This window comes from Rheinheimera aquimaris (assembly GCF_020531985.1).
GTDB lineage: Bacteria > Pseudomonadota > Gammaproteobacteria > Enterobacterales > Alteromonadaceae > Alishewanella > Alishewanella aquimaris.
This window is the reverse complement of the sequence record NZ_JAJAVQ010000006.1, coordinates 77,010-100,154: the sequence shown is the minus strand read 5'-3', so window position 1 is coordinate 100,154 and position 23,145 is coordinate 77,010. Positions and strand designations below refer to the sequence as shown.

21 protein-coding genes and 4 tRNA genes are annotated in these 23,145 nt (G+C 45.6%); 12 read left to right on the top strand and 13 right to left on the bottom strand.

The window, feature by feature from the left end; genetic code table 11:
* The first annotated feature begins 105 nt into the window (after window positions 1-105).
* Both putP and LHL18_RS17520 read left to right on the top strand, forming a co-directional pair.
* Window positions 106-1,614, top strand: coding sequence for a sodium/proline symporter PutP (putP, locus tag LHL18_RS17525; RefSeq protein WP_226768046.1), 1,509 nt, complete (start codon window positions 106-108; stop codon window positions 1,612-1,614).
* Window positions 1,615-1,716: 102 nt separating this feature from the next.
* Window positions 1,717-2,937, top strand: a complete 1,221-nt coding sequence (locus LHL18_RS17520; RefSeq protein ID WP_134055558.1) for an EAL and HDOD domain-containing protein — start codon at window positions 1,717-1,719, stop codon at window positions 2,935-2,937.
* A 21-nt stretch (window positions 2,938-2,958) separates the two neighbouring features.
* On the opposite strand, the gene LHL18_RS17515 is transcribed toward LHL18_RS17520, so the two are convergent.
* Complete coding sequence (locus LHL18_RS17515) at window positions 2,959-3,273, bottom strand: ComEA family DNA-binding protein (RefSeq protein WP_134055560.1); 315 nt, start codon at window positions 3,271-3,273, stop codon at window positions 2,959-2,961.
* A gap of 356 nt (window positions 3,274-3,629) precedes the next feature.
* On the opposite strand from LHL18_RS17515, the gene LHL18_RS17510 reads away from it, so the two are divergent.
* The 6 genes from LHL18_RS17510 (at window position 3,630) to LHL18_RS17490 (ending at window position 7,284) form a co-directional block, all read left to right on the top strand.
* Window positions 3,630-3,887, top strand: a complete 258-nt coding sequence (locus LHL18_RS17510) for a PepSY domain-containing protein (RefSeq protein WP_226768045.1) — start codon at window positions 3,630-3,632, stop codon at window positions 3,885-3,887.
* Window positions 3,887-4,564, top strand: a complete 678-nt coding sequence (locus tag LHL18_RS17505) for a response regulator transcription factor (RefSeq protein WP_134055564.1) — start codon at window positions 3,887-3,889, stop codon at window positions 4,562-4,564. Before LHL18_RS17510 ends, LHL18_RS17505 begins: the two co-directional genes overlap by 1 nt.
* Window position 4,565: 1 nt before the next feature.
* Window positions 4,566-5,876: an ATP-binding protein gene (locus tag LHL18_RS17500; RefSeq protein ID WP_134055566.1), complete on the top strand. Its 1,311-nt coding sequence runs from the start codon at window positions 4,566-4,568 to the stop codon at window positions 5,874-5,876.
* Window positions 5,877-5,963: 87 nt separating this feature from the next.
* Window positions 5,964-6,173 carry a FolB domain-containing protein gene (locus LHL18_RS19890; protein ID WP_264190276.1) on the top strand — a complete coding sequence of 70 codons (210 nt, stop codon included), beginning with the start codon at window positions 5,964-5,966 and terminating at the stop codon, window positions 6,171-6,173.
* Window positions 6,157-6,330, top strand: a complete 174-nt coding sequence (locus LHL18_RS19885) for a hypothetical protein (protein WP_455566977.1) — start codon at window positions 6,157-6,159, stop codon at window positions 6,328-6,330. The genes LHL18_RS19890 and LHL18_RS19885 overlap by 17 nt, the downstream gene beginning before the upstream one ends.
* 45 nt (window positions 6,331-6,375) lie before the next feature.
* Window positions 6,376-7,284: a TIGR01777 family oxidoreductase gene (locus LHL18_RS17490; RefSeq protein ID WP_226768044.1), complete on the top strand. Its 909-nt coding sequence runs from the start codon at window positions 6,376-6,378 to the stop codon at window positions 7,282-7,284.
* Here the strand turns inward: LHL18_RS17490 and LHL18_RS17485 are convergent.
* Window positions 7,273-9,759 (bottom strand): ABC transporter permease, encoded by a 2,487-nt coding sequence (locus tag LHL18_RS17485; protein ID WP_226768043.1) that lies wholly within the window; start codon window positions 9,757-9,759, stop codon window positions 7,273-7,275. The genes LHL18_RS17490 and LHL18_RS17485 overlap by 12 nt on opposite strands.
* On the bottom strand, window positions 9,749-10,459 hold the full coding sequence (locus LHL18_RS17480; RefSeq protein WP_226768042.1) for an ABC transporter ATP-binding protein: 711 nt from the start codon (window positions 10,457-10,459) through the stop codon (window positions 9,749-9,751). The genes LHL18_RS17485 and LHL18_RS17480 overlap by 11 nt, the downstream gene beginning before the upstream one ends.
* Here LHL18_RS17480 and LHL18_RS17475 point away from each other — a divergent pair.
* Complete coding sequence (locus LHL18_RS17475) at window positions 10,458-11,045, top strand: arylesterase (protein WP_226768041.1); 588 nt, start codon at window positions 10,458-10,460, stop codon at window positions 11,043-11,045. The genes LHL18_RS17480 and LHL18_RS17475 overlap by 2 nt on opposite strands.
* 87 nt (window positions 11,046-11,132) lie before the next feature.
* On the opposite strand, the gene LHL18_RS17470 is transcribed toward LHL18_RS17475, so the two are convergent.
* The 4 genes from LHL18_RS17470 to LHL18_RS17455 form a co-directional block, all read right to left on the bottom strand.
* Window positions 11,133-11,208: transfer RNA gene (locus LHL18_RS17470), tRNA-Glu, on the bottom strand.
* Window positions 11,209-11,236: 28 nt separating this feature from the next.
* A tRNA-Glu gene (locus LHL18_RS17465) sits at window positions 11,237-11,312 on the bottom strand.
* A 34-nt stretch (window positions 11,313-11,346) separates the two neighbouring features.
* Window positions 11,347-11,422 (bottom strand) — tRNA-Glu (locus LHL18_RS17460).
* Between the two features lie 14 nt (window positions 11,423-11,436).
* Window positions 11,437-11,512: transfer RNA gene (locus LHL18_RS17455), tRNA-Ala, on the bottom strand.
* Window positions 11,513-11,853: 341 nt separating this feature from the next.
* Here LHL18_RS17455 and LHL18_RS17450 point away from each other — a divergent pair.
* A complete protein-coding gene (locus LHL18_RS17450; RefSeq protein ID WP_134055578.1) occupies window positions 11,854-12,849 on the top strand; it encodes an XrtA/PEP-CTERM system-associated ATPase in 996 nt (331 codons plus the stop codon).
* A 27-nt stretch (window positions 12,850-12,876) separates the two neighbouring features.
* On the opposite strand, the gene LHL18_RS17445 is transcribed toward LHL18_RS17450, so the two are convergent.
* The 4 genes from LHL18_RS17445 to LHL18_RS17430 are packed head-to-tail and all read right to left on the bottom strand — an operon-like array spanning window position 12,877 to window position 17,622.
* Window positions 12,877-14,490, bottom strand: a complete 1,614-nt coding sequence (locus LHL18_RS17445) for a TIGR03016 family PEP-CTERM system-associated outer membrane protein (RefSeq protein WP_226768040.1) — start codon at window positions 14,488-14,490, stop codon at window positions 12,877-12,879.
* Entirely contained in the window at window positions 14,459-15,379 is a 921-nt protein-coding gene (locus tag LHL18_RS17440) for an XrtA-associated tyrosine autokinase (RefSeq protein WP_226768039.1), read from the bottom strand. The genes LHL18_RS17445 and LHL18_RS17440 overlap by 32 nt, the downstream gene beginning before the upstream one ends.
* A complete protein-coding gene (locus LHL18_RS17435; RefSeq protein ID WP_134055584.1) occupies window positions 15,376-16,941 on the bottom strand; it encodes an XrtA system polysaccharide chain length determinant in 1,566 nt (521 codons plus the stop codon). The genes LHL18_RS17440 and LHL18_RS17435 overlap by 4 nt, the downstream gene beginning before the upstream one ends.
* 39 nt (window positions 16,942-16,980) lie before the next feature.
* Window positions 16,981-17,622, bottom strand: a complete 642-nt coding sequence (locus tag LHL18_RS17430; RefSeq protein WP_206109584.1) for an XrtA/PEP-CTERM system exopolysaccharide export protein — start codon at window positions 17,620-17,622, stop codon at window positions 16,981-16,983.
* 180 nt (window positions 17,623-17,802) lie between these two features.
* Between LHL18_RS17430 and LHL18_RS17425 the strand changes: the two genes are divergently transcribed.
* Both LHL18_RS17425 and LHL18_RS17420 read left to right on the top strand, forming a co-directional pair.
* On the top strand, window positions 17,803-19,209 hold the full coding sequence (locus tag LHL18_RS17425; RefSeq protein ID WP_226768038.1) for a TIGR03013 family XrtA/PEP-CTERM system glycosyltransferase: 1,407 nt from the start codon (window positions 17,803-17,805) through the stop codon (window positions 19,207-19,209).
* Between the two features lie 108 nt (window positions 19,210-19,317).
* Window positions 19,318-20,760, top strand: coding sequence for an oligosaccharide flippase family protein (locus tag LHL18_RS17420; RefSeq protein WP_134055590.1), 1,443 nt, complete (start codon window positions 19,318-19,320; stop codon window positions 20,758-20,760).
* Between the two features lie 2 nt (window positions 20,761-20,762).
* Here the strand turns inward: LHL18_RS17420 and LHL18_RS17415 are convergent, their stop codons facing one another.
* Together LHL18_RS17415 and LHL18_RS17410 are read right to left on the bottom strand one after the other, a co-directional pair.
* The gene (locus LHL18_RS17415; protein ID WP_226768037.1) at window positions 20,763-21,899 is read right to left on the bottom strand and encodes an O-antigen ligase family protein; all 1,137 of its coding nucleotides are present in this window, start codon (window positions 21,897-21,899) and stop codon (window positions 20,763-20,765) included.
* Between the two features lie 215 nt (window positions 21,900-22,114).
* Entirely contained in the window at window positions 22,115-23,122 is a 1,008-nt protein-coding gene (locus tag LHL18_RS17410) for a GNAT family N-acetyltransferase (protein WP_226768036.1), read from the bottom strand.
* Window positions 23,123-23,145: the final 23 nt, after the last annotated feature.

The following is a 23,145-nucleotide window of genomic DNA, read 5'->3' as shown; positions in this document are numbered from 1 at the left end:
GAGTTTGATTTTAAACCTGATCCTGTATCAGGTATTTTTTTGTACTGAGCTTTGGTTAGACCCGCGTTAACCAAAGCTTAGCCGCTGTCATAAGGAGAAACTGTTTTGGAAACAGGCACTATTATTTCGTTAGGGTTATATTTTATCGTGATGCTGGCCATTGGTTTATATGGCTATAAAACGTCAACGGATGATGTATCAGGTTATATGCTGGGCGGTCGTAAACTCGGCCCTGCTGTAACTGCACTGTCCGCAGGTGCGTCAGATATGAGCGGTTGGATGCTGATGGGTGTACCAGGCGCCATGTACCTGTCGGGTATCAGCAGCGGCTGGATAGCCATTGGTTTGTTGATCGGTGCTTTCCTTAATTACGTCATCGTAGCACCCCGTTTAAGGGTCTACACTGAAGTTGCCAACGATTCGATTACGCTGCCGGATTACTTTGAAAACCGTTTTGCGGACAAAACCCGTACCCTGCGTATCGTATCATCCGTTGTTATCGTGTTGTTTTTTACGTTATACACCTCATCAGGCGTTGTTGGTGGTGGCAAGCTGTTTGAAAGCTCATTTGGCTTAAGCTATGAACTGGGGCTTTATGTCACTGCCGGTGTCGTGGTGGCATACACCCTGTTTGGTGGTTTTCTTGCTGTTAGTATCACTGATTTCGTACAGGGCTGCATAATGTTTGTGTCGCTGGTGTTAGTGCCATTGGTCGCACTGGACCATTTAGGCGGTTTGGATTCTGTGATGTCGCAGGTCAACAGCATCAACCCGGATTTCAGTAATATGTTCATCGATGCCAACACCGGCACAGCACTGACAGCACTGGGTATCATCTCGCTGTTGTCCTGGGGTTTTGGCTATTTTGGTCAGCCGCATATCATCGTTCGCTTTATGGCTATCCGCTCGGTAAAAGATATCAAAACAGCACGGCGTATCGGTATGAGCTGGATGCTCATTACACTGCTGGGCGCGGTGATGACAGGTCTGGTTGGGATTGCGTATGTCGCAAACACTAAGATGACACTGAGCGATCCTGAGACAATCTTTATCATTTTTTCCCAGTTTTTGTTTCACCCGCTTATCTCCGGTTTTTTACTTGCGGCGATTCTGGCCGCTATTATGAGTACCATTTCTTCGCAGCTACTGGTTACATCCAGCTCACTGACAGAAGACTTTTATAAGACTTTCGTCAATCGCAGTGCGTCTCAGCGTGAGCTGGTTTTGGTTGGCCGGTTATCAGTATTAGCCGTAGCGATGGTTGCCATAGTACTGGCCTATGACAGAGACAGTTCTATCCTGACATTGGTAAGTAACGCCTGGGCTGGTTTTGGTGCAGCATTTGGTCCGTTGGTGGTGTTTAGCCTGTACTGGAAAAGAATGACATTTGCCGGAGCATTAAGCGGTATTATCAGCGGTGCTGCCACAGTACTTTTCTGGATTTACGCGCCGGTGCTTGAAAACGACGCTACCTTAAGCAGCCTGGTATACGAAATTCTGCCGGGAGTCATCGTCAGCAGTGTATTTATTGTGCTGGTAAGTAAACTCACCAAGACACCTGCACCAGAAATCACATCAGTATTTGAAAAAATGCAAACTGAGCTCAAACACTGATAAATGCATTATCCGGTCAGTACACTATAAAATTTATGTGTCCTGACCGGTGATTTTTGCTAGATTAGCATTTTAGTGTTCATTTTCTGAGACAGAACATTTATGTATTTTTACGCCGCTCGCCAACCTATCCTTGACCGTAACAAAGAGCTATATGCATACGAACTATTGTTTCGGGACGGCCTGGAGAATGCTTTTCCCGATGTTGATGGTGATGAGGCTACCTCGCGCATGGTTGAGGGTAGTCAATTTAGCTTTGGTCTGGATGACTTTCTCGGCGATAAACCCGGCTTTATTAACTTCACGCTCGATACATTACAGAAAAAATACCCGAGCATGCTGCCCAAAGAGCAGGTGGTAATAGAAATACTGGAAACTATTCAACCTGGAAAACGTTTGCTGGCAGAATGTCAGCAATTAAAAGAGCAAGGCTATGTGCTGGCGCTGGATGATTATATTCACCAGGGAGTATGGCGGCACTTTTACCCTTTCATTGATATTATCAAAATAGATTTCCGCTCTACCGCCGCCGATACTATCAACGAAATTAAATTGGCACTGACTGATTTTCCGCATATTAAATTACTGGCAGAAAAAGTTGAAACCAACGAAGAGTTTCAGTTGGCGTTGGATATGGGCTTTAGCTACTTTCAGGGGTACTTCTTCTCAAAACCGGAGATGATGCAAAGTAAGGCCCTGGCCCCGGCTCAGATGACACTGGCGGAGCTGCTATACGAAACCTCAAAAGCAGATATGGATTTGAATAAAATTACGCAGGTATTTCAGCGTGATGTGCACTTATCTTACAAATTATTACGCTACAGTAACTCAGCAATTTTTAAACGCCGCACCGAAATTGAAACCATCAAACAAGCCTTGGTTGTACTTGGTCAGGCAGAGCTGAAAAAGTTTTTATCTTTACTGTTCACTTCGCAGATAAGCAGTGACAAACCTGCTGAGCTAATGCGTATGTCAATGACCCGCGCGCGGTTTGCTGAAGGTTTAGCTGAGCTGCATGGTAAAGTGGATACGGCAAAGGCTTTCCTTACTGGCTTAATGTCGCTGATGGATGCAATTCTGGATGAACCAATTGACAGCGTAATGAATAAGCTGCCATTGGCAAAAGAGATTAAAGAAGCGTTGATAGAGAAAAAAGGCTTGCTGGCAGACTACATTCAGCTAATTCAATATTATGAAAAGGCACAGTGGAAAGAGGCCAACCAAGCTATTAATACGTTACAACTGCCCAACGATAAAGTACCAGATTCCTATCATACGGCGGTGCAGTGGGCTAACGAACAAATGAAAGCCCTCGGAGACTGATCTCCGGGGCTTTGAGCTGCATTAATTGAAGCTAACGTACGGGCTTATTTTTGCAGCCAGTTTCTCGCCTATACCTTTGACTTCAGTCAACTGAGTTTCATTTTTTATAGCGCCATTTTGCGCAATATAATCAAGCACAGCCTGAGCTTTCTTTTTACCAAGCCCGGGAATGGCTTCAAGTTGCTCAAGCGTTGCGGTGTTGAGGGAGATTTTTTGTGCAACATGGGCTGCAGCTTCAGCCTTACTGACCTGTGCAGGTGCTTTTGTCTCTGCAAAACAGACATTCGTTGCTAATGTAAACAGCGTCATACCCAGTGCAAAATACAGTTTTTTCATTTTTATCGTCCTTAAAATAACTCTCTATCCCTGCTGACTCCGCTGACTGCCGCCTGACTTTTCCGGGTTGGCATTGTGACCAAAAAGGCAAACCAAACAACCGGGAGCTGAGAGTTTTTACTGCCAACACAATTAAATTAGTCAAATTTTTTACATTTGCAATTATTTTTTAACTTTATTTGTTTGAGACTATTCAAAGTATTCAGCACGAATTAAGTCTGAACTGCCTACTCTTGCCAATGTGATTCAATAACCATGTCTGCAGTAAAGGACAATACCCAATAAAGTAACAGCCAAGAGAATTGCTGCTACACAAATAGTTAGGTAAAGTACCGCGACAAGAAGTGGAGAGAACAATGCGTAGCACCAGAATTATTCTGTTGATTATCGGACTGCTGGCCAGCATATCGCTTCAAGCTAAAGGTATACAGGATACTTTGCAAATTACTCGTGAGCGCGCAGCTGCTCTGGCGCAGGAGCGTTATCCGGGTAAAATTGTCAGAGTGCAGACAGAAAAGCAGCAGTACCGGATCCGGGTATTACAGGCAGATGGCCGTGTAATTACCGTGTTAGTAGATGGCCAATCCGGCCGGGTAAAAAAGGATGGAATTTAATGCGCCTACTCGTTGTAGAAGATGAAAATCTGTTAGCTCAGCAAATCAAAGAACAGTTACAGCAGCAACAGTTTAGCGTTGATGTAGCTATGGATGGCGATGACGGTTGGTTCAAGTTATCTGAATATCCTTACGATCTGGCTATTATCGATATTGGTTTGCCGAAAATGGATGGCCTTACCTTGATCCGTAAAGCCCGCCAGAAAGCGTTGAAAACCCCGATTATCGTATTGACAGCCCGGGGCAGCTGGCAGGAAAAAGTTGAGGGTCTGGATGCCGGAGCCGATGACTATCTGACTAAACCGTTTCATACGGAAGAATTATTGGCACGCTGTAATGCTCTTATCCGTCGGGCAGCAGGCCAGCCTGAACCAACCTTGTCTGCGGGTCCTATTGCACTGAACAGCCGTACCCAGCAAGTCTGGTTGAATGAAGATGAGATCAGCTTGACCGCATACGAATACAAAGTACTTGAGTACTTTATGATGAATCCCAACAAAGTCATTTCAAAAACTGAACTGACAGAGCATATCTATGACCAGGATTTTGACCTGGATAGCAACGTCATTGAAGTGTTTGTACTTCGTCTACGGAAAAAGCTCGACCCGGATGGCGAAAATAAACCCATTGAGACTCTGCGTGGCAGGGGCTACCGTTTCACCCTGAACGTCGCCTGATATGTCACTATCTTTGAAACTGCGGCAGATGCTGGTCAGTATTTTTTTACTGCTGTTTCTGCTGCCAAGTTCATTTATTGCAATAGATCGTGCTTTTTACACCCAACTGCTCACCTCCGCTGAACAAAAAATGGAAGTGCATATGTACGCCATTTTGTCTGAACTTAGCGTGACAGAAGATAAAGTTGAGCTGCTGAATAATGCGCTGACGCCTGATTTTTATCGCCCGGATTCGGGCCTGAGCGCTTACATTACGCACGAACAGGATCTGGTGTGGCAGTCAGATTCATCACTGAATCAGCATTTTATTCCACCAATAGAAGCGCTACCACCAGGAGAGCATTTATTTCGCCAGGTCATCCAGCCAAGTGGTTCCTTCTGGGTGTTATCAATATCGTTATTGTTTGATGCGGAAGAATATACCCGCCCGCTTACAGTACATATTGTACAAACTAACGAAAGGCTTATCGCCCCTCAGCAAACATTCCGCGCTACATTAATACAGTGGTTTATCGGTATCGGTTTAATGCTGCTGTTACTGATGTTACTGGCGTATTACTGGACAACCAAACCGTTATCAAGGCTTGACCATGAAATACGCCGTGTTGAAAATGGTAGTCAGGAGCAATTAAACGCCCGCTACCCTGCTGAACTCAGTATTATTAAAGAAGATTTAAATTTGCTGCTTGCAAACCAAAACCGGCAAAAGCAACGCTATCGCCACCATTTAAGCGACCTGGCGCATGCACTGAAAACTCCGGTTGCAGTGCTGCAGACCTCCGCACTTAGCCAACAACCAGAGCTGAAAGAGCAACTGGACCGCATCACATCGATGATCGAACATCAGCTCAAAAGAGCAGCCAGTTCCGGTCAGGATGTCTGGAAAAAGCAAATTGAAATTAAGCCGCGATTAGAGAAGCTGATATCTGCCCTGAGTAAAATATACCGTGATAAAAACCTGGCGATAAATATCGAATGTGCTGAGCACTGCGCCTTCAGAGGGGATGAAACCGATTTGATGGAAATACTGGGTAACCTAATGGACAATGCTTGTAAAGCATGTCAGCAGCAGGTCACTGTCACGATAAAGCAGTCGCAGCATTTAATGTTGTGTATTGAAGATGACGGCCCAGGTGTACCACAAGAGAAACGACAAGCTTTGTTTGAGCGCGGCACCAGACTGGATACCTATCAGGACGGACATGGTGTCGGCCTTGCTATTGTCGCAGAATTAGTTCAATCCTATTCTGGTACTCTGGAAATTGATGATAGCGATTTAGGCGGAGCACGCTTTACTGTATACCTCAGCTAAATAGCAATTAGATCCTACGATGTGATGATCGAAATCATTTCTTTCGCGTAATATAGACAACAAAAACTGTGATGTAAGGGATAGATAATGGATCTGAATAATCCTGCGATAATTAAAATAAAAAATCTGCGTCTGCGTACCTATATTGGTATAAAAGAAGATGAAATTAACAATAAGCAAGATGTGATTATCAATGCGTTAATCAAATATAGTGCCGAAAATGCAGCCAACACTGATAATATGGATAACGCGTTGAACTACAGAACCATTACTAAAAAAAATTATTGCACTGGTTGAAAATCAGCGTTTCTCACTGCTGGAAAAGCTGACGGCTGATGTACTGGCGATTGCTGCAGAACATGCATCAGTGCATTATGCGGAAGTTGAAATAGACAAGCCCCACGCGCTTCGGTTTGCCGATTCAGTATCATTAACGCTTTCTACAAACAAATAAGCTCTATACTTATCACCTTGGCTCCGTATCAGGATAACGTCTCTCATGCATATACTGATAACCGGTGGCTCCGGTCTGATTGGAAGCGCGCTCGTTAAGCGATGGCAAAATCAGTATAAGTTAACCATATTAAGCCGCAATCCCCAAAGCGTAATCACACGCTTTGGTACAGCGATATCGGCTGTATCCAGCATAAAAGACGTTGATTTTAACGATATCACGGCCGTCGTAAATCTTGCTGGCGAACCTATCGTTGGTAAGCGCTGGTCAGAGCAGCAAAAGCAAAAGTTGTGTAACAGCCGCTGGCTGTGCACTAAGGCATTGGTTGACGCCATTAACAATGCTTCAAAACCGCCACAGGTACTCATCAGCGGGTCAGCTATAGGTTTTTATGGTGCCCAGCAGGCTCAGCTTATTAGTGAGGACTATAGCCATGTTCATGACGACTTTCCCCATCAGCTATGTAAACATTGGGAGGAAGTCGCTCAGGATGCAGCAAGCCCACAAACCCGGGTCTGCCTGTTACGTACTGGCATAGTACTGGCAAAAGATGGCGGTGCCCTGAAAAAAATGTTACCGCCATTTCAACTTGGGCTTGGCGGTAAAATAGGTAACGGTCAGCAGTATATGTCGTGGATACATATCGATGACATGGTGCAGATTATTGAGTTTTTGCTGCTTCATCCAACTTTACAGGGTGTTTTCAATGCAACTGCGCCCACCCCGGTTGCCAATACACAATTTAGCCAGGCGCTGGCAAAAGTGCTGCACCGCCCTGCTTTATTGCCTATACCCGCTTTTATATTAAATTTATTGCTGGGTGAAATGGCGACATTGCTGATCGATGGGCAACGGGTAATACCGGCAAACCTGATTAAGGCCGGCTATCAGTTCCATTTTACTGAACTGGAGCCAGCACTAACGAATTTACTATCCAGACGCTCAGCTTTGTAATACCCGTCGTATAAGTACCGCACCAGGGATACGCATTAAACGCTTCAGCTGCAACCAGCCGAGCGTTGTTACCAAAACAATACCCAGTACCGGCCCTAACCACCACAGAGTGTAATGCAATGTAAATGGCAGATCAAAAGCGCGTTGTTGCACAATAAAAAGCATCGACTCTGCCAATACCGTAGCAAATAAGCCGGCTAATCCACCTAGCAGCGAAAACTCCAACAGCAAAGCATTGCGTAAAAAAGCGTGCCGTGCGCCTAACGTACGTAAGATTGCCAGCTCCTGTTCACGTTGTTCCAGCGTTGCCTGCACCTGCGCTACCAGTACCAGTGCCGCTGCACAGCATATAATTAGCAGAATAAAGCTAAGGGCAATCGTCACCTGACTGATAATACTGTTTACCTGCTGAATAATATTATCGACACTGATAACTGTTACTGTCGGCATTAACCTGGCTAGCTGATTAAGCAGTAAGTTTTGCTCAGGCTGTAGATAAAAAGCCGTGATATAAGTGGCGGGAAAATCTGCCAGCACATCGGGGCTTAAGATCATATAAAAATTGGGCTGCAAACTGTTCCAATCAACTTTACGGATACTACTGACAGTTGCGCTAAGTTGCTGGCCGCCGATAGAAAACGCCAGAGTATCACCAAGCTTAATATCTAGCCGTTGGGCAATTTCACTTTCAACCGAAACCTGCGCACTGCTCTTCGCGTCAAACCAGGTCCCGGACACTACCTGATTATTATCGGGTAGCTGCGCCAGCCAGGTCAGATTAAGCTCACGACCAATACCGACCCGCTGCTCCGAACGCTGCTCTTTCGTTGCTTCCTGCTGCAACTGCTCATCATTCACTGACACCAACCGACCCCGAACTACAGGATAATATTGTCCCGTAACAAGATCATGCTCTGCGGCAAATTGATTGAGCACTGCACGCTGCGGCTCGGCGATATTGACCAAGAACTGATTTGGCGCCCCTTCCGGGATCTGCTGTTGCCACTGCCCGATAAGCTCAGCACGCAGAAAGTACAACAGCAAAGTTAGGAAGATAGCGAGACTAAAGGTAATTAACTGAAAACTATTCGCCCACAGCCGCCGGCGCAGATTAGCCAATGCAAGCCGTCTAGCACTGCTTTGGCCTGCAGCTACAGGCTTGGCGAGTTTAACCAGCAAAGCTGCAACAGACATCAGTAGCGCTGCAAAAAGCGCGCACAACAGAAACAGGCCAACACTTAGCAGAAACTCACCACTAAACAACCACATCAGGGCCCAGATAGCCAAAGCTCCGGTTAACAACTGCAGCTTATCAAGCTCAAGTTTGAGTGTAGTATTTTTTAATACTTCAATCGCTGCAGTGCCTGCAAGACGCCACATTGGCCTGGCGGCAAATAATATCGCGCAAATCAAACAGGTCAGGCTGCCAAGCCATATCGGCCGCCAGCTGAACGCACTACGAAAATCACCTAAATAATATTGGATCCCAAACTGGGCAGCTTCAATGGCAAGCTGTCCGGCAATAATGCCACAGACCAGACTAAATGCGACTACGAGCAACAGATGCCCACCATAAATCAGTCTGATTTGTCGCGTTGTCGCGCCCAGTGCTTTAATAACTGCCACAGACTGAGTGTGGCGCTGACTGTATCGACTTGCAGCTACGGCCGCAGCACAAGCTGCCAGTACAATCCCAAGTAGGCCTGACAGCAATAAAAACCGTTCCGCTCGTTGCAAAGCACCGCCGATTGCAGACTGGTTATCCAGTTTCTGCCAGCGTTGATGTGCATTAAGCTGAGGCTGCATCAGCTCTTCAAACTGACTTAGTTGCTGCTCAGTGCCTGCAAATAAATAACGGTAAGCGATACGACTTCCCGGTTGAACAATTTCTGTTGCTGCAACATCATCAAGGTGCATTAATACTCGTGGCGCTCCACCAAACACGCTAAGTGGCGCATCAGGTTCCTGCGTAATAACCCCGGCAACAGTCAAGCGGGACATTCCAAGCTCGACCTTATCACCAACTTGTAGGTTCAGCAGGTCAAACAAGCGGGCTTCGAAGTAAACTTCGCCTGGCTGAGTTGATATAGCATCGCCAACACCGGCTACCGAAGAGCGGTTTAACTGCAGCTCACCCCGCAGTGGGTAACTATCATCAACCGCTTTGATGGTTGCTAATTGCATCTTATCGCCAGCAAACAGCATAGAATCGAATTGCATCTGACGGGAGACTTTCAGATTTTGTGCTACGGCTTGCGTAATAACTTCTGAATCAAAAGGCTGGCTGGATCTTAATACCCTGTCTGCAGCCGAAAATTGCGCACTGCGTTGTTTCAGCGCACTATTTACGCTTTGGGTAATACCACTCAAACTGACTACTGAGCCAACAGCAAGAAACAGCGCAAAGCCGATAACCCAGAGCTCTCCACGGTGCAGCTCCCGCCAGAACAACCGCCAAGCTATGTTAACCAACATCTGCCAGCCCCTCATTGTCCTTGTTGACAAAGCGCCCGGCTTGCATCCGGTACTGCCGCTGACAACGCGCCGCCAGCTCTGCATTGTGCGTCACAAGAATCAGTGTCGTTCCCTGTTCTTTATTGAGCTTAAACAGCAAATCTTCTACTTTTTGTCCGGTTTGCGCATCCAGATTAGCAGACGGCTCATCGGCAAACAGGACAGCAGGCTGCGTAATAAATGCTCGCGCTATCGCAACACGCTGTTGCTCTCCTCCTGATAATTGTGACGGGAAAAAATCTGCCCGGGCGGCTAGCCCAACTTGCTGAAGTAAAGCCGCTCCGCGCGCTTTCGCATCTTTTATTCCAGCAAGCTCAGCTGGCAATGTAACGTTCTCAAGCGCAGTCAGGCTTGGTAGCAACAAAAAAGACTGAAACACAAACCCCACTTCAGCAGCCCTTATGCCAGCCCGCTTATCTTCAGACAAGTTATGTAATGGGTGCCGCCCCAGAAAGACCTCTCCTTCGCTCGGTGTGTCTAAACCGGCCAGCAGACTAAGCAAAGTCGATTTACCAGAGCCGGAAGCGCCGACAATCGCCACACTTTCGCCACGATTGATCGTCAGACTGATATCATGCAGGATAGTTAAGGAACCATCCGCTACTTTGACGCTCTTAGCCAAATTAGTAGCTTTAATGTGAACTTCAGGTGTTGTCATCATGCGTATTATCTTCTTCTTTGTGCTCGTATTTTTCTGCCAGATTAGCCAGGCACAAAAACTACTTATTCTCGGCGACAGTTTAAGTGCCGCCTATGGCATGCAACAGCAACAAGGCTGGCCTTATCTGCTGCAACAACGTACTGACTGGCAATTAATTAACGCCAGCATCAGCGGCGAAACAACGGCCGGCGGCGTTGCTCGCCTGCCTGCGCTACTGCAGCAGCATCAGCCTGATGCTGTACTAATCGAATTAGGTGGCAATGATGGATTACGTGGTCATGCTATTGGCACCATTGAATCCAATTTAAATGAAATCATCACGTTGGTTAAGCAGCATAAAGCGGCACCAGTGTTAATGCAAATACGTATACCACCGAACTATGGACCTCGTTATGGACAACAATTTAGTGGAATTTATCCGCAACTGGCTGAAAAACATCAAATAACGCTATGGCCATTCTTCATGGATAATATCGCCGTCAATAGAGCTTTAATGCTTGGGGACGGAATACACCCTAACAGCGAAGCGCAGCCGTTAATCAGCGAATTTGTCGGAAAATTATTAGCAGATTTTGAGCCCGACTAAAGGCTTACTCAAGTGTAAGAGTGTTACAGTATATGTCTGTGTTAACGCAGATATTATTTGTAGTATTGATGAGTTTCTGACGCGAAGTGGCGTCCCCTAGGGGATTCGAACCCCTGTTACCGCCGTGAAAGGGCGGTGTCCTAGGCCTCTAGACGAAGGGGACACAGTAACAGTGATTTTGAATGATGAAGTGGCGTCCCCTAGGGGATTCGAACCCCTGTTACCGCCGTGAAAGGGCGGTGTCCTAGGCCTCTAGACGAAGGGGACGCAAAAACATTCATTCAAAAAAGTGCAGATTTATTGGCGTCCCCTAGGGGATTCGAACCCCTGTTACCGCCGTGAAAGGGCGGTGTCCTAGGCCTCTAGACGAAGGGGACGCACTAAAAAATCTTGGTGGAGCTAAGCGGGATCGAACCGCTGACCTCTTGCATGCCATGCAAGCGCTCTCCCAGCTGAGCTATAGCCCCACACTTTTATGTCTTTCGCTAACTTGCATTAGCGCTGAACACGGGGCGCATTCTAGGGTGCCACCGAAAATGTGTCAACAGTTTTTTCTGCCGCCTTGATTGTTCGGACACTTTTTAAACGCAACGATGAATTAACCAGCAAATTTGGCAAAAATTAGCTGTTTTTAGAATGGTTTACTCAAGCTATAGCACAAGAGGCTGATGTTTATTTTGCCTCAAACAGAAAAAACTCCCACAGTAGCTACCACAGAATGTCGTGTTCATACGTGTTTTTGTATAGACTATCGCTAACGTTGACCTCAGCAGCACCGCTGCTGAACTTTGCTAAAGGATTATACGCTATGTACGAGAAGTACTATGGATTCAGGGAAAGGCCCTTTCAACTTACTCCTACCCCCAATTGGTTTTACGCCAGCAAGCTACATAAGCGTGCCCTCGCCTATCTTCAATACGGCCTGTCTCAGGGAGAAGGGTTTATTGTCATCACCGGTGACGTAGGCACCGGTAAAACCACTATTGCAAACCAGCTACTAAATCAGCTGAATCAAGATGAAATTATTGCCAAGCAAATCGTCACATCTAAGCTGGAACCGGACGATCTGATCCGCATGGTGGCGTCGAGCTTTAATCTGGTCGTGACGGAGCATACAAAAGCCAGCTACCTGGATGCCATATACAGCTATCTGAAACGGCTACATGCTCAGCACCGCCGCGCATTGCTACTGGTAGACGAAGCGCAGAATCTGCCACTTGCGTCTATTGAAGAGTTGCGTATGTTGTCTAACTTTCAGTTCAACGGCAAGCCTCTGCTACAGAGCTTTTTACTGGGGCAAAATGAATTAAATGCCATTATCCAGTCGCCGGATATGGAGCAGTTCAGGCAACGGATTATTGCGTCGTCAAATTTATCGGCACTCCAACCTGATGATACTAAAGCCTATATTCAATATCGTTTGCAGCAAGCCGGGGCCGACAGTTCAATAATCCACGAAGACTGCTATCCGTTTATTCACCAGCAAAGCAAAGGCATTCCGCGTAAAATAAATACCCTGATGGACAGAGTGCTGCTATACGGCTATCTCGAAGACAAAAAACAGTTGAACACTGATGATGTACAACTGGTTATTGCAGAAATTAACCAGGAGGTTGCTAATCTGCACCCTTCAGCGCCAATGCCCCCTAGTTCTGCTGCAGATAACACAGGCATAAGCCATAATGTTTCTACCGCGCTAAACTCCATGATTGAAGAAAAACTGAAATTACTGCAAGAGATGGACGAGCTGCTGAAGAAACAACAAAAGGCATTGCAGCAAAAAGAAAGCAAACCTTTTGATTGATATGATGTTTAGCTACGAATACCAGTGTCAAAACTGATATTCGTAGCTAAACCAGACCCGGTTTTCCTGTAAATCGAACTGCTGCTGATTTGAATCACGCTCTACACGTCTTAGATTGACAGAAACATCTGAATGCTCATTCAGTTCAACCTTAAGTCCGCCTTTAAACTGAAGATTTTGATCTTTACGATCTTCCAGAGAGTACTCTATTTCATAAAAATTTATCTCTGACGTTAATGTCATCAGCGGCGTTAGCCTCCAGCTTGCATTCAAAGATGCCCCTTTAGTCTTATTCAGCCGGTTACTTTCAACATACTCATCTTCTGTGCGACGTAAGTTTAAACCCAACGTCAGACGATTCCGGTCATAAGCCAGACTAAAAGAACCTCCCTTTCGCAAAACCACGTTTTCACTGATCTCAATATCTGTTTCGATAAAGTTCTGTAGCGACTCACCTGGCAACAGCTGATAGTTTGCAGACGGGGGAACGAAACAATCAGTAATATCGCTAAATGCACCGGGACATACAAACAGACCCAAATCGTTAAATATCTGATCAAGCCCGTTGGTAACAGTGACACGTTCATTATAGGTTAGCCTTGCGGATAAACGCTGTAAGCGATAACTGCCAGCTACTTCAACTGACCGGCCGTAATAACGACGATCTACAGTAACCTGCAAAGAAGTTCGTCTCGTTGGTGCCAGCAACATGTCAAAAGCCCAGTAACTGTCTTCCTCCTCCAGCAACTGCTGTTGACGATACCAGTTATAAGTGGCATTCACATAAGAAACATTACCGAAGCGATATTCTAATCCTGTTCCGACAGAACGGAACTTATTAGTGTAGTTTGTAAAAAGGTCATTATTTTCGTACCGTGCTCTGCTAATCCAGGCTAACTTACGTAAGACTGGCACTCCGACGGTCAGATCAGCGTTCTCTGACGTCAAATCATTTCCTGCATCTCTGGCACTTTCTGAATAACGACTATTAAACTGCCAGTAAAACGTGCTATCACGCCTGCGCTTGCCAATTGCAAAATCCGCAGCATAAAATTCGTTGCTAAAATTCCCCAACGCATCATCATTGTCTGGACGTTCCGAGTCAATTTTTCGGGCAGTCAAACTTAATGCGCTTTGAGTGTCACGGTGAGGAGCGGTACGAACAGCCAGTGAAGTTCCCAGATTCCGGGTCTTACTTAAATCTGAAAAACCGGTGATTTCATCAGCAAAAATGCCGCGCTGCGAATTACGAATTCGATAACTTTCACTGCCGTTAACCGTCCACGACAGCCTATTGTCAAATGCTGATAACCGGTTATTAAAGTTTATGTAATCTAGCGACCTATCGTCACGCTGTTTGTCGTCATAAAAAATATGCTTTTGCCGCCAGTCAAGCGCGGTTTGCAAATGCTTACTATTGAAAAGCAATTCGACATTAGGTGACAACGCTAATGCAGCGCCCTCGTCCCAGCTTGCATAATCCTGTTGCTTAAGTTGGTAAAGATAGCTGTCAGCGATTATACCGGGATTGAGCTGCCAATCGCCTGCATACGCAATATTACCAAGCAGGCAACAGGCAACTACAGTCGGCCAAACCCGCAAAGGTTGCTTAGGCACCACCATAGTAATATCCGTATCCATAATCGCCAATCTGAGTACGGTGGGCTTTATTAATGACAAATCCCACAGCGATCTCTGGTGGTATTAAGGCTATTGATTGCTCAATTTCAGACAGTTTAGATCTGTTCTCTTCGAGTACAATAATCGCCTGCCCGCACATCATAGCGACCACTGCTGTTTCGTTGACCCCCAATAAAGGCGGTGCATCAAACAACACGATCCGGTCTTTGTAGCGCGTGGCAAACTCTCTGGCAAGATCGGCCATTTTCTGGCTGGCCAAAAGCTCTGTAGACAAATGGTGAGCCCGACCGGCAGTAATTACCTTCAAACGTTCAACATTGGTCGACAAAATAATATCCTGTACATCAATGTTATCTGAAGACAGGTAATCAGTCAGCCCCAGGTCATTCTCTATGCCAAGTGTCTTAGCGACCTGGGGTCTGAGAACATCTGTGTCGACCAGCAACACAGTTTTATCTTGCTCAAGGGCTATACTCAACGCCAGATTAATAGAGGTGAAGGTTTTTCCCTCTCCGGGGCGGGAACTACTTACCAAAATTAAGTTTGAGTGTTTCAATGACTTACTTAATGGGCCAAAGGCATTATTAATAAGCTTGCGCTTTATAACACTAAATTCTTCATTTATTACGCGGCGTTTAGGCGACAAAGAAACAAAATGGCGTCTTTCGAGATCTGCCAAATCTAACTCCACGCTACGGGAACTGCCTTGGCTACCTTGGTCTACCGAGTTTTCGGGTGCAAATGGCCTTGTTTCAGCTACGCTTCCCGCTCGCTCAGGAATACTTTCTCTAGGTGCTGTTTCTTCACGTGCTTGCGATTCGGATTGGTTTGATGCTGAAGCATCTTTAACAGACAGCTGTTTATCCAGTGCTTTTTCTATAATACTCACTTAAAAACCCTCGATATCGTTTCTGCTGTACCACCAAAAAGCAACTCGCTAACCATGATCATTGCATATACGGCAAACAACGTTCCTGTTAACAGCACGAAATAAATGAAATGCATGCGCATATTGCGAATCAATTGCTGTTTATTCGTATGCGATACTAAACCGAACACTGGAATTTCAGAGATGGTTTTTAATTGTGACGCTGTAATAAGCGTCGGCGATATTTGACTGCGTATAAAAGCCACAGCTATACCGAGGAAACATCCGCCAAGTAACACCGCAGTATAAAGCAATAGTCGTTTCGGGCCTGAGGGGGTGATAGGTACCCGTGGAGGATCTATGACTCTGAACTGAACATCCTGCTCTGATACGTCAGCTTTCCTTGCCAGCTCAGCGGCTTCTCTACGGGTAAGCAGCGCTTCATACTGGGAGCGGTTAATTTCATAATCCCGGTTAAGTCCGGTAAATTCCGCTTCAATTTCAGGTATTTGGCTTAAGCGACTTTCAAACTCTTTCACTTTGCGGGCATAAGCATCGACTTTGACTGAAGCTGACGCCACCTGAGACTCCAGCTCGGAAACATTAAGCTTAAGCTGCTGGATATATTCATTAGCCGTACCTGTACTTTGCTCACTTGATGCAAGTTCGGCCAGCATTTCTTCTCGTTGCTTTTTGAGAAAACTTAACAGCCTTTGTGTTTCCACTACATCAGGATGGTTTTCCGTGAACTTTATTAGCAAGTTGTCAAGATTGGTATTCAGTGATGCGATACGTTCATCGAACGGCGTTACAAAATCCGGAGGAACGACGGATGCGCCATTTTGTGAAACAGGCACAAGCTGTGCTCGCGCTAATTCCAAACGAGTCTCCAGTTGTTGTAACTCCAGCGTGGCAGTTTCAAGGTTCTGCTTCTCTGCACTGAGCCGGGCATAGTAATTGCTCTCCGCGCTTGGCATCATGAACATCTTATTCTTTTTGAATTCAGATAGCTTACGCTCCGCCTCAATCAGCCTCGCTTCATATTCAGCAATCTGCTCACTGAGAAACTTCTCGGCACCTTTAGAATCTGCTCTGGAAGTACCCAATCTATTTTCAACAAAGGTATTCAAGGTGGCCTGCACAACCTTTAATGCAAGCTGAGGAGAGCGGTTGTGATAGGTAATGACGTAAATGTTCTCACGACCAGAAGACGCGATAACAATATCTTCCATCAGAGAGTCGATCAAAGCTTCGTACTGTTTATCATTTACCGCTTCGATATCAAGGTCGGTTTCACGGGCTATTTTCTTTAGATTAGGGCGACTGAGTAACGTTCTGGCCAGTAGCTTAATCTCCTGATCCTGATTATTTCTGATGGCAATACCTTTGAGCAATGGCTCCAGCATCGTTTCAGTTTCGACGTATAGCTTAGACTCAGCTTCGTATACAGGAGGAAGCTCATGCACGACATACCAGCCGAGTATACAAGCCAGCCAGGCAGTTATGATGACATAACGCCGGTGTAGCCATATACCACGGCTGTAGGTTGAAATCTGCTCAATAGCTTCTGTAAGTTGTTTCATTTGTCACTCCATGACGGCATTACTACTTATGACAGCGTTTTAAAACCATGCCTCAGGGATTATCACAACATCGCCTGGCAGCATATCAACGTTGGCAGCGATGTTACCATCACGGATTAAATCGTCCAACCTAAGATCATAAGTCAATTGCGTTCCATTGGAAACCCGAACCAGTTTTGCAGCATTTCCATCGGCGAATTCAGTCAGGCCGCCGACAGCAATCATCAGGTCCAGCAGGGTCATATATTCTCTGTAACTAATCGCCTGAGGATTTGCAGCTGCACCTATAACCCTTATTTGCTCGCTGTAAGGACCGACGAAATTCGTTACTGACACTGTTACAACAGGATCGCGGATGTACTTACTTAATATCGACTCCATCTCTCGCGCCAACTGAGTAGGTGTCTTACCGCTTACGGCCACGTCTTCAACTAACGAAGTAGAAATTTTACCATCTGGCCTGACAATAAAACTGCCCGACAGCTCTGGATTTCGCCAGACGAATATAGTGACACTGTCATTAGGACCAATCAGGTACTGGTAGTTATTTACTGAGGTAGTAAGAGAGTTATGAACTGTCGCGTTGGGCAAATAAGTGCTGCTACAACCGGTTATTAAGGCTAAAAAAAATAGTGTAATACCACTTTTCCAAGATGCTACTAATGCCATAATAATGCTCATCCTTTTGCAAATTCGATCTGAATATAGCCTATATATTCGCTCCTTTGACGTGAGAATTGCAAATTAATTTTTGGTTCTATCTGTAAAAGCTGTACGATCTGGGCTAAACTAAGCTCGCTTGATACAACGGTAGTGTAGTAAAAAGCATAATTGCAATGGATGCACAAGGATGTCGTAAAAATGAATGCTAGTCGCTATGGAAGGAAATCTATTGCTGACAAACTTTTCTTGTCAGGTGAATTGGCTCTTCTTTGTCTGTCGAGCTGGTTAGCGAGTTCTCTGTACCACTCCAGTTACTCTCCGGTATCTCTAGATATTCAGTTAGTGAATATAGTTATATTTTCTGCGGCTGTTATGTTATGTGCGCTGTCGGTCGGCTTATACGACCATAAACTGCGCGAAGGCCATAAAGGAATAGTAAAGCGCGTTGTTATCACACTGTTGTTCAGCGCCATATTGCTAGAGTTCATCATATTTCAGCTGTTCCCGGCTTTCAGAATTGGTAGCTTATATTTGCTATGGGCATCATTGATTGCTGCAGTGCTGATATCTGCTTTCCGGGCATTTTGCCAGTACCATGATATCAATCGTATAAGCCGTCGCAGAGTCCTGGTGCTTGGCGCAGGGGAACGGGCTTCAATTATCGAGCGCAGAATGCGTCGCAATGTAGACAGACGCGATTTTGAAATCGTAGGTTATGTCCGGGTCGAGGGTGATAAATCGGCCGCAATTCAACCTCAACGCCAGCTAACTATTGATTACAGTAATGACCTGTTCAAATTTGTTATGGAAAATAAAATTGATCAGCTGGTTATTGCATGTGATGAACGTCGCAATATGCTGCCCGTAGAAGCATTGTTTAAGTGTAAAACACGTGGCATCGATATTATTGAGATACTCGATTTCATTGAGAACGAAACAGGTCAGATTGCTGTTAACCTGATCTATCCAAGCTGGATTATTCACTCAAACGGCTTATCGTCTAACCCTCGCTTCAGAACGAGTTTGGGTTACCTGCTAAATGTCGTGCTTGCGGTGTCATTATTGTTGGTTACCTGGCCAATTATGCTGATAACAGCACTGCTTATATATCTTGAAGATGGCAGGAAGCACTCAGTATCTATTTTTTACCGGCAGATACGTGTTGGCATCGATGGAAACCCTTTTTATATTTTGAAATTCCGCAGCATGCGACCCGACGCGGAGAAAAACGGTGCTCAGTGGGCCTCAGCCAATGATAGTCGAGTTACCCGCGTAGGTCAGTTTATCCGTAAGTACCGTATTGATGAGCTGCCTCAGCTGTTTAACGTTTTAAAAGGTGAGATGGGATTTGTTGGGCCACGGCCGGAGAGACCAGAGTTTGTTGTCCAGCTGGCGAAAGACATTCCGTACTATAACAACCGTCACAATGTAAAACCGGGGCTCACTGGGTGGGCGCAGCTAAAATATCCTTACGGTTCTACAGCGGAAGATGCTCAGGAAAAATTGAAGTTCGATCTGTATTATATAAAGCATCGCAGCCTGATGCTTGATCTTGTTATCTTGATCCGCACAGTTGAAATAGTATTGTTTGGCCGGGGACGTTAAGTCCCCGTTTGTCTAATTACAAGGGTCTGACTATTTACCGTACACTATTTAATCGCTGTATAACCCAATAATGACATTGTTTCTTGATAATAGGCGCATCTAATCAGAATGAGCGATAACAACGCGCTTAAGAACAAAGTGTTGCACTCGCTTAAATGGGTAGCACTGGGAAGAGCAACAACACAAACTTTACGCTGGGTACTAACATTCTGGGTTATCCGCATCCTGACGCCTGAAGACTACGGCATAGTCGCTTTGGCGGATATTCTTTTCAGTTTATTAATGACCATCGCATCTACTATTGCAGTAAGCCCACTTATACAAGCAAAAACCTTAGAACGCTCAGCCATATCTTCTTATTTCGGTGTAACGCTCAGCATATACACACTGTTGTTTTGTTGTCAGTATCTGCTCGCTGATACGGTGGCGCATTTATACAACAACGCTTATGTGGCCGATGTATTAAAAGTGAACGCCTGGTGCTTTCTGCTGCTGGCACTGGAAACAGTTCCTACTGCACTGTTAAGGCGACAAATGGCATTTAAAAAGCTTGCTCTGATTGCAGCAGTCTCAAACATCGTTGCAGCAATCAGTACCCTGCTACTGGCGATTTACGGTTATGGGTTTTGGGCTTTGGTTTATGGCGAAATTATTGCGATAGCGCTAAGAGTAACCCTTTTATTGATTTACCACCCAGCCCCCTGCTTACCGACATTCAGAGTCCGCGATAGCCTGCCGCTTATCCGCTTCGGTGGCTTAATGTCCGTTTTCACCCTACTGTGGTATGTTTTCATTCATTTGGACATTGCAATTGGTGGCTTGCTACTTAGTACTGCTGAGATAGGTATATTTACCGTGGCACTGAACTTCGCCCTGATGCCACAGAAGAAAATACTACCTCTGATTAAAGAGATTTCTTTCCCGGCTTTTTCTCAAATTCAAGACCAACCAGCTAAGATCACTCATTTTATTGTTAAAGCACAACGCTTGGGCTTGATATTCACGCTGCCTATTTTCTGGGGGTTAGCGTCGGTCAGTGACTATTTGCTGCCGTCAATTATCGGTAACAAATGGGACGCTGCCATAATTCCCACTACACTGGTATTGATGTTAATGCCGCTGCGCTTTAGTGAGGAGCTATTTCAGCCGGCAGCTAAAGCGTTGGGACACATTAACTATCTAATAGTGAACACTGTGTATTTGATTGCCTTTATGTCTGTAGCTTTGCTGTCACTGCACCAGTTTGGCGCTACCGGGCTTGCTTTAGCATGGGTTGTTGGCTTTCCGCTGGCTTATATTATTGTGCTGTCCAGGTACAGCAAGCTATTCCAGTTTCCATTGGGGACATTTGTCCGCAGCGTCGGCAAAATTGTCAGTTGTGGCGCCATCATGGTCGCAACAGTATTTCTGTTAAAGTTGTACCTGACAGAAATAAATCTGATCAATCTGTTTCTGCTGGTTGGCGCTGGCAGTGTAAGTTATATCATTAGCCTGCTTGTACTTGACCGGCGCACCTTGGTCGAGCTTAAGCAGGCTATTTCGTCACGTTAATGCTACAACATCACCCTGATTGCGATAAGCAGCACAAAGATACTCAGTAGTGTCAGCCACAAGATGCGTGTCATGACGTTTTTTAGTGATGGTAATGGGCTCAGTCCTGTAAACTTTGCGACCTGATAGTACTGCGCAATAGCGATGCCAGCAAAAACGTAACCTACCACAGAATAAGTGCGGCTGAGGAAAAAGACTGTCCCGGCAAACCCCACCATCGAATAGAACATACAGTCGCTATACCACTTCTGAGCTTTGACACGATTGTACTGCTTAGTAAAAGCTTCTTGCTCGCGGTAAGAGGCGAAACTTTCCGGTATTGTTGGTAGTGTTATCGTATTTAACTGACGTTGCGGATACACCATGTACAATGTCAGTAGTAAAAATACCATCCAAAGAAAATATCCACTAAGCCCCAACTCAGCCAACGTTAATACGTAGGAGTTATGTGCAGTAATGTGGTGATAATCGAGGAAATTACCCTGCCCCACCCCAAGTATCGGGCGCCAGAAAAACAGTTGCATGCCTTCGTACCAGGAATCAACACGGCCGGCTGCAGATTCCTCATCAACATCAATAGAGCGGAATTTCATAAAGATAAAGATCAAAGCCGGCGACAGTAACAATCCGGTGAGAACGGTTTTCAATTTACCCCAGTTCAGGTAACTGAAAACAGCAGCCATTGCAACCAGAGATACCAGTGCTCCGCGGGAATTAGTAAGATAAACACCATACAGGATGTAGGCTCCGCTTAAAGCTGAAATCACTTTAATAACAAAACCTCCCTGCAAAAAAAACAACACCACAAAGGGTAAAGTCATTACAAAGAACATCCCTAAATCATTAGGGTCGTTAAAGAAACCAACATAGGTGATCCTATCCAGCCATGACAGCGCACTCCCTGCCCAACCGATACCAACAGAACTATTCTTCTGCGATATTCCGTTATTTACCATTACCATGGCCGCGATAATAGCTATAAGCATTAACATTCTGGTGCGGGCAACCGTAGTCGTTAAACCGCTAAAAACAATTATCGGTAACACCCCTGAAATAATAAAATTGTTCGCGCTGGTTATACCGCCACCAAGCCAGCCATTGCGAATTCCTGACAACAGCATCACTAATACCAGCAACATACAACAAAGGGTTTGTGGCGGCAATTTCTTATCATGTTGCAGTACCAGGTAGCTAAAAAAAGCCAGTAGTAACGACAAGCGGATTACAGGCAGATCCTGCAGTTGAGGCAGCCACTCGTGCGGCCGCACCAGAATCAAAACCATATATAGACATAAAAATAGAAAAGGAAAAAACGCATCTGTCCGTTCCTGCACAATCAGACGGGTATTACTGTTTACGATAGCCATTTTAAACGTCCTGCTTGTCTCTTTAACTTTCTTAATATTGCCAGCGCATACGATACTACGTCAGCGTAAACATCCAGCTGATAGCATAGTTGTTTCTGATTGCAAAAATCCTGTTTATAACTCTTCGCTGCGCCCAGCATGAAGTCGTAAGCAAGGTTATTCATCTGACGAGCAGCCCAAAGGTGCAACATTGCGGAAGGTGAAAAACCGGAAAACGGCTCAGCCCAACCAGCCTGATAGAAATGCATATAATCCGTGCTTTTAAGATAGTAATGTATTGCAGCTAACTCACCGTCAATTTTCAACACAGCCATAGCGCAGCTGTCTGCTTGCTGTAAAAGCAACATCTGATGAAACTGATTAAAAACATCGCTGATAAAAGCGCCTGGTTTGCCCTTCCGGCTCCAGCGTAGCTGATGCAGCCTTTTGAGCTCAGGCCACAAATCGCAAGCATCCTGTTTGTCAAGCCAGTAAAAATGTGCTCTTTTTTTACTCTCATACCGGACAATTTTCTGCCATTTTCGTTCCAGTTGAGAAGACAGTTTAAAACCATGCTCACTGCTATACAGATACCTGTAACCCGAGGCTTGCACTACTGAATGCCCCAGAGCATGGGCTAACTGCAGAATATTTGCACCTGAGTTAACAGCCCGCCATTTGATACGTGGCCTGCCTGAAGAGGCAATCAGGCGCGCCAGATCGGGCAACAGCTGCGACCAGCCTGGCGCAATCAGTAAATCCACAAACTCAGATGCCACCTCACACGCTTCTGCTTCTCCCTGCCCCAGTGGAAACATAACACGCTTCCTACTTCTTTCATCGGGTTGAGTATAACAAGGCAATATCGCCAGCAGTTTGTCATCACTGGTGCATATCCAGGTTTCTAACCGCCAATCAGCCTGCCAAAAGCATGACACCCAATGCAGTTGCCAGTGCGGTGAACAAAACAGCACCCCCCCGCACTGTTGATTGAGAAAATGCCACTTTTCACTCACTGCTGACAGCTCTGATAATGACG

Excerpts from the sequence above, each read along its gene's own strand:
- LHL18_RS17520 (WP_134055558.1), top strand. The coding sequence starts at position 1,717 with ATGTATTTTTACGCCGCTCGCCAACCTATCCTTGACCGTAACAAAGAG.
- LHL18_RS17515 (WP_134055560.1), bottom strand. The coding sequence starts at position 3,273 with ATGAAAAAACTGTATTTTGCACTGGGTATGACGCTGTTTACATTAGCA.
- LHL18_RS17510 (WP_226768045.1), top strand. The coding sequence starts at position 3,630 with ATGCGTAGCACCAGAATTATTCTGTTGATTATCGGACTGCTGGCCAGC.
- LHL18_RS17505 (WP_134055564.1), top strand. The coding sequence starts at position 3,887 with ATGCGCCTACTCGTTGTAGAAGATGAAAATCTGTTAGCTCAGCAAATC.
- LHL18_RS17500 (WP_134055566.1), top strand. The coding sequence starts at position 4,566 with ATGTCACTATCTTTGAAACTGCGGCAGATGCTGGTCAGTATTTTTTTA.
- LHL18_RS19890 (WP_264190276.1), top strand. The coding sequence starts at position 5,964 with ATGGATCTGAATAATCCTGCGATAATTAAAATAAAAAATCTGCGTCTG.
- LHL18_RS17490 (WP_226768044.1), top strand. The coding sequence starts at position 6,376 with ATGCATATACTGATAACCGGTGGCTCCGGTCTGATTGGAAGCGCGCTC.
- LHL18_RS17485 (WP_226768043.1), bottom strand. The coding sequence starts at position 9,759 with ATGTTGGTTAACATAGCTTGGCGGTTGTTCTGGCGGGAGCTGCACCGT.
- LHL18_RS17475 (WP_226768041.1), top strand. The coding sequence starts at position 10,458 with ATGCGTATTATCTTCTTCTTTGTGCTCGTATTTTTCTGCCAGATTAGC.
- LHL18_RS17480 (WP_226768042.1), bottom strand. The coding sequence starts at position 10,459 with ATGATGACAACACCTGAAGTTCACATTAAAGCTACTAATTTGGCTAAG.
- LHL18_RS17450 (WP_134055578.1), top strand. The coding sequence starts at position 11,854 with ATGTACGAGAAGTACTATGGATTCAGGGAAAGGCCCTTTCAACTTACT.
- LHL18_RS17445 (WP_226768040.1), bottom strand. The coding sequence starts at position 14,490 with ATGGATACGGATATTACTATGGTGGTGCCTAAGCAACCTTTGCGGGTT.
- LHL18_RS17435 (WP_134055584.1), bottom strand. The coding sequence starts at position 16,941 with ATGAAACAACTTACAGAAGCTATTGAGCAGATTTCAACCTACAGCCGT.
- LHL18_RS17430 (WP_206109584.1), bottom strand. The coding sequence starts at position 17,622 with ATGAGCATTATTATGGCATTAGTAGCATCTTGGAAAAGTGGTATTACA.
- LHL18_RS17425 (WP_226768038.1), top strand. The coding sequence starts at position 17,803 with ATGAATGCTAGTCGCTATGGAAGGAAATCTATTGCTGACAAACTTTTC.
- LHL18_RS17420 (WP_134055590.1), top strand. The coding sequence starts at position 19,318 with ATGAGCGATAACAACGCGCTTAAGAACAAAGTGTTGCACTCGCTTAAA.
- LHL18_RS17415 (WP_226768037.1), bottom strand. The coding sequence starts at position 21,899 with ATGTTGCTGGTATTAGTGATGCTGTTGTCAGGAATTCGCAATGGCTGG.